This window comes from Vibrio sp. 1641, from assembly GCF_033339995.1.
Classification (GTDB): domain Bacteria; phylum Pseudomonadota; class Gammaproteobacteria; order Enterobacterales; family Vibrionaceae; genus Vibrio; species Vibrio alginolyticus.
Map to the genome: position 1 here is coordinate 1 of NZ_JAWOVP010000054.1, position 1,065 is coordinate 1,065.

Below are 1,065 nucleotides of genomic sequence, written 5' to 3' on the forward strand. Positions count from 1 at the left end.
TAGCGGGCGGCCGGAAGGTGAATGCTAGGCATGATCTAACCCTCGGTCTCTGGCGTCGCGACTGCGAAATTTCGCGAGGGTTTCCGAGAAGGTGATTGCGCTTCGCAGATCTCCAGGCGCGTGGGTGCGGACGTAGTCAGCGCCATTGCCGATCGCGTGAAGTTCCGCCGCAAGGCTCGCTGGACCCAGATCCTTTACAGGAAGGCCAACGGTGGCGCCCAAGAAGGATTTCCGCGACACCGAGACCAATAGCGGAAGCCCCAACGCCGACTTCAGCTTTTGAAGGTTCGACAGCACGTGCAGCGATGTTTCCGGTGCGGGGCTCAAGAAAAATCCCATCCCCGGATCGAGGATGAGCCGGTCGGCAGCGACCCCGCTCCGTCGCAAGGCGGAAACCCGCGCCTCGAAGAACCGCACAATCTCGTCGAGCGCGTCTTCGGGTCGAAGGTGACCGGTGCGGGTGGCGATGCCATCCCGCTGCGCTGAGTGCATAACCACCAGCCTGCAGTCCGCCTCAGCAATATCGGGATAGAGCGCAGGGTCAGGAAATCCTTGGATATCGTTCAGGTAGCCCACGCCGCGCTTGAGCGCATAGCGCTGGGTTTCCGGTTGGAAGCTGTCGATTGAAACACGGTGCATCTGATCGGACAGGGCGTCTAAGAGCGGCGCAATACGTCTGATCTCATCGGCCGGCGATACAGGCCTCGCGTCCGGATGGCTGGCGGCCGGTCCGACATCCACGACGTCTGATCCGACTCGCAGCATTTCGATCGCCGCGGTGACAGCGCCGGCGGGGTCTAGCCGCCGGCTCTCATCGAAGAAGGAGTCCTCGGTGAGATTCAGAATGCCGAACACCGTCACCATGGCGTCGGCCTCCGCAGCGACTTCCACGATGGGGATCGGGCGAGCAAAAAGGCAGCAATTATGAGCCCCATACCTACAAAGCCCCACGCATCAAGCTTTTGCCCATGAAGCAACCAGGCAATGGCTGTAATTATGACGACGCCGAGTCCCGACCAGACTGCATAAGCAACACCGACAGGGATGGATTTCAGAACCAGAGAA

General features: G+C 60.6%; 2 protein-coding genes. Both read right to left on the bottom strand.

The genetic code is table 11. The features are described from left to right. Positions 1–24: 24 nt before the first annotated feature. Entirely contained in the window at positions 25–864 is an 840-nt protein-coding gene (sul1, locus tag R7Z47_RS24100; protein WP_000259031.1) for a sulfonamide-resistant dihydropteroate synthase Sul1, read from the bottom strand. Continuing rightward, a partial coding sequence (locus R7Z47_RS24105; protein WP_000313105.1) for a DMT family transporter occupies positions 858–1,065 on the bottom strand: 208 nt, incomplete at its 5' end. The genes sul1 and R7Z47_RS24105, both read right to left, overlap by 7 nt.

What these genes read in the sequence shown, in the direction of transcription:
- sul1 (WP_000259031.1), bottom strand. Translation starts at nt 864, where the DNA reads ATGGTGACGGTGTTCGGCATTCTGAATCTCACCGAGGACTCCTTCTTC.